The sequence below is a fragment of the Microvirga tunisiensis genome, assembly GCF_009296175.1.
Lineage (GTDB): Bacteria > Pseudomonadota > Alphaproteobacteria > Rhizobiales > Beijerinckiaceae > Microvirga > Microvirga tunisiensis.
Genome location: NZ_VOSK01000522.1, coordinates 1 through 3,204 on the forward strand (window position 1 = coordinate 1; position 3,204 = coordinate 3,204).

4 protein-coding genes are annotated in these 3,204 nt (G+C 57.4%); all 4 read left to right on the forward strand.

Annotation, left to right across the window (positions count from 1 at the left end; all coding sequences use genetic code 11):
- The first annotated feature begins 404 nt into the window (after nt 1-404).
- The 4 genes from FS320_RS47145 to FS320_RS40590 all read left to right on the forward strand — a co-directional run bounded on the left by FS320_RS47145 (nt 405) and on the right by FS320_RS40590 (nt 3,021).
- Entirely contained in the window at nt 405-1,151 is a 747-nt protein-coding gene (locus FS320_RS47145; RefSeq protein WP_202882957.1) for a ribonuclease H family protein, read from the forward strand.
- Nucleotides 1,152-1,186: 35 nt separating this feature from the next.
- A complete protein-coding gene (locus tag FS320_RS40580) occupies nt 1,187-1,519 on the forward strand; it encodes a hypothetical protein (RefSeq protein ID WP_152718168.1) in 333 nt (110 codons plus the stop codon).
- Between the two features lie 313 nt (nt 1,520-1,832).
- Nucleotides 1,833-2,540, forward strand: a complete 708-nt coding sequence (locus FS320_RS40585; RefSeq protein WP_152718170.1) for a hypothetical protein — start codon at nt 1,833-1,835, stop codon at nt 2,538-2,540.
- A 25-nt stretch (nt 2,541-2,565) separates the two neighbouring features.
- Nucleotides 2,566-3,021, forward strand: coding sequence for a hypothetical protein (locus tag FS320_RS40590; RefSeq protein ID WP_152718172.1), 456 nt, complete (start codon nt 2,566-2,568; stop codon nt 3,019-3,021).
- Nucleotides 3,022-3,204 lie beyond the last annotated feature (183 nt).

Here is a 3,204-nt window from a genome sequence, read left to right on the forward strand (position 1 = left end):
CTCAAGCGGGCAACTGTCCGCCACATGCGCCGACTGTCGAAATCGCCCGCGCGCGTCCGAAGCTATTTCAGCCACAAGTCCGTCCGCTACGCTGCATGCTCAAGACAATGAAGACCGGATCAATAACGTCGGCCTCTATGTCGTCGGTGTTTCCCCCCTCCTTTGGGCCCTAAGGCGCCAACGTGAGGTCTGCAAGAGAGAGGTCCCCCAATTCACGGCGGTGATCGCCTCGCTGCCAGTCCAACGCTCTCTCTCTGGTTTCGGCGGCACCCCCTGGGCGCAGAAGTGACGATAGCTCGTCTATTCTCTGGCCCCTGACCTGTTCGTCGCGTGCGCGGCAACACCATCGACGCTTTCTGCTCCTGATACTCCTTTCCTTCAAAAGCCCCTTAAAGGAGCAATGCATGAGCCTCCTCACCTCGCAGCGTCGGGCAGTCGCCAACGCAGAATTTGCAACCTTCGACTTCGGCTATCAGGTCCGAGACGGCTCCGGCTGGGAATACACGACGCCCGGCAACGCCTGGACGAAGCCGGTCTATTTTGAGAGCGAGGGGGACGATTTCAGCGTCCGAGGTGATCTGGTCGTCATCTTCCATCCACTGACACCTGACATCGCTGAGTCCTACGCCACTGTAAATGGGCAGATCATCCGAGGCCGCGCCCGCGAGGCGCTCGAGGTGCGGATGACGAACGAGCACGCCGAGCCTGTTATAGTCGCCTATGTCAACGGTCACACGGTCGGCAATCCCGGACCCGGAGGCTGGGGAATTGCCGCTTTGGCCAAGAACGGCACCTTCCAAGAGTTGAGCGGTACCGCGCTGGGATCCGTTACGAACAACCAGATGGAACTTCTGGCCGCCATCGCTCTCTTCAGCCGGCTCGACCGCCGGACAGAGGTCATCGTCTACGCGGATTCCCAGTACCTCATCCATGGGATGAATGAGTATCTCGCCAAGTGGAAGCAGAAGGCCTGGAGAACCTCAGATGGCAAGCCCGTCAAGAATGCGGAGTTCTGGATCCTTCTCGACAGGCTCACTTCCCGTCATCGCGTGACGTGGAACTGGGTGCCCGGCCAGTTCATCTCCCCTGGCAATGACGTCGCGGATCGCCTTGCCCAGACCGCGGCAAACTCCCAGCAACTTGCCGCCTGATCCAGCCCCTCAATCCGATGATCGAAGGTGAGACGATGACGCAAGTAAACGATCCCGAGAATTTTCAAGGCCGCGTGGACTACGCCGCTCAAGTCATCTCAGAAGGTGCCGCCACCAGCAGGAACTTCGATTCCTGCTTCGAGAATTATGATGGCGACGAGGTGGCAGCGGCCATGGTCCGCCGCTCTGAGACCGACGAGCGCCTTGCTGCAAACCTGTTTCGGTATCTATGCCGGGAAACAGTCCTTGCGGCGGCCGAACGGCTCAAGGGGAAAGACCTGGCGAAGGAGGCTCGCGCAACACGGGAGCGCAGTGCTGCAGCTTCTTTCGCAAAGGCTGAACCCGTCTCTCAACAGTCGGCAGCGTGACCGGATGCAGCTACGCAAACCCATGGCTTCCGCTGACGCAGACCAAGTTATGGACCCGTGGGTCAATATGAGCCGGTCCCTGCCGCCACAGGCTCATTTGGCATTGATCGTCCTATTCGTCATTTCCATTGCGGCCCTTATCGTTGCGGTCGCTTTCCGGCATCCGCAAATCGACTCCGGCTATGGAATCATAGAGACATTCGTCCGCTCGGCCCAATAGACCTCGAAGCACTAGCAATTCGGCGAGTTCAGAGACTTAGAAATCGCATTGGTGGCTGCGGCTCGCTATAGTCGGTCCGGGGGATCAACATCTATGTCCAAACGCTCGCTGGACCTGAGCCTAATAGCGCTTACGGTAGCATTCTTAGTCTTTGTCGTTGTTTTCAATGAAGATCCGGGAGTGCGCGTTGCCCTATTCGGTGATGTGCTCCCTGAAACCACCTGGCATGCAAAGGCTATTTACAAAGCTTTGTATGACATCGGAATGGGCGGCCTGGTCAGCGTCCTTTTCTATCTGCTCCTGGTTCGGATCCCGGAGAATTCAAAGCGCCGGCGGATCCGGCGTAGCCTTGAAGTTCAGTTCAGGCGCTTTAAGCAAGACTGCCTGTATGTGATGCTCGGTACCGTGAACGGCAGTATAGACCCGCGGCTTGCGGACGAGCTCCTCGACCAGAAGGCATTCAGGTCGTATTTCAAGGGAAAGGCCACCGCGACCCAGGATCGCTGGGACGTCTTCCTAAACAATATTGACGAGAATGAGCTAAGCCAAATCCTCCGATCGATGGAAATTCTCCGTGAGGAAATCAACTTTGCTCTCGGCGCGACGGATGTTCCCACCGATGATGCCTTCAACTTCTTAAAACGCCTATCAATCGCGAGTCACTCGCTCCAAAGGACCGAGTTGGGGTACGACACCATCAAGCCCCTCTCGGGCTTCTTGTGGACGCTGTTCTCCGGCTTCGACATCATCTCGGGCTATCAGGAGGAGGACGTCTTCGAGAAAATGATCCGCTCGATATAGGCCCTCCTATCCTCCACCGTGAACGATGTTCAAGAAATGCTCTGGCCCTGCCCCGAAGCCGGGTAAGATCAACGCATACCACCTGCTATGGAATCTTTTAATGGTCGACGGGTCACCCGAACGAAACTTCCGCGAAGTACTCGAGACGCTTCAAGAACTTGAGGAGCTTTTCGCAGCCCCGCATCCAGCCGATGTTGAGGGCCAGCTCCAGCAAATCGACCAACTGATCACGGAGCATGGAGGCCTGGAAGGTGTCCTCGAGGGCGTGTCGGCAGAACTCTTAGCTTCCCTCTCCACCACGATCCTCTCTTACGCTGCCCGGGAGGAGAAGGTGTTCCGTGATCTCTCTGCCCTCCTGGACGTGGACGATTTCGATCTCGCTATCGATCCTCAGTCATCGAGGCTCACAATTAAGCGCCTCCTGGATTCTTTGATGCCATCAGCCCATCGAACTCCAGTGCCACGGGTCAGCTATCACTGACACCTCTAGCAGCATTGCCAACGCAGCACTTCAGGGCGGGGTTTCCCGCCCTTTTCTAGTGTGCCGAGCATGTTCGACAGCTTGGAGGTGCAAGTCCTCTACCCAGCCTGATGGCGGCGAAGGGTTAGCAATGCGCAAGGGCGTCGCCGCGAGGTGAGGTCTGAAGGAAGCGTGGAGCAAAAC

Coding starts and splice junctions, on each gene's coding strand:
- FS320_RS47145 (WP_202882957.1), top strand. CDS start 405: ATGAGCCTCCTCACCTCGCAGCGTCGGGCAGTCGCCAACGCAGAATTT.
- FS320_RS40580 (WP_152718168.1), top strand. CDS start 1,187: ATGACGCAAGTAAACGATCCCGAGAATTTTCAAGGCCGCGTGGACTAC.
- FS320_RS40585 (WP_152718170.1), top strand. CDS start 1,833: ATGTCCAAACGCTCGCTGGACCTGAGCCTAATAGCGCTTACGGTAGCA.
- FS320_RS40590 (WP_152718172.1), top strand. CDS start 2,566: ATGTTCAAGAAATGCTCTGGCCCTGCCCCGAAGCCGGGTAAGATCAAC.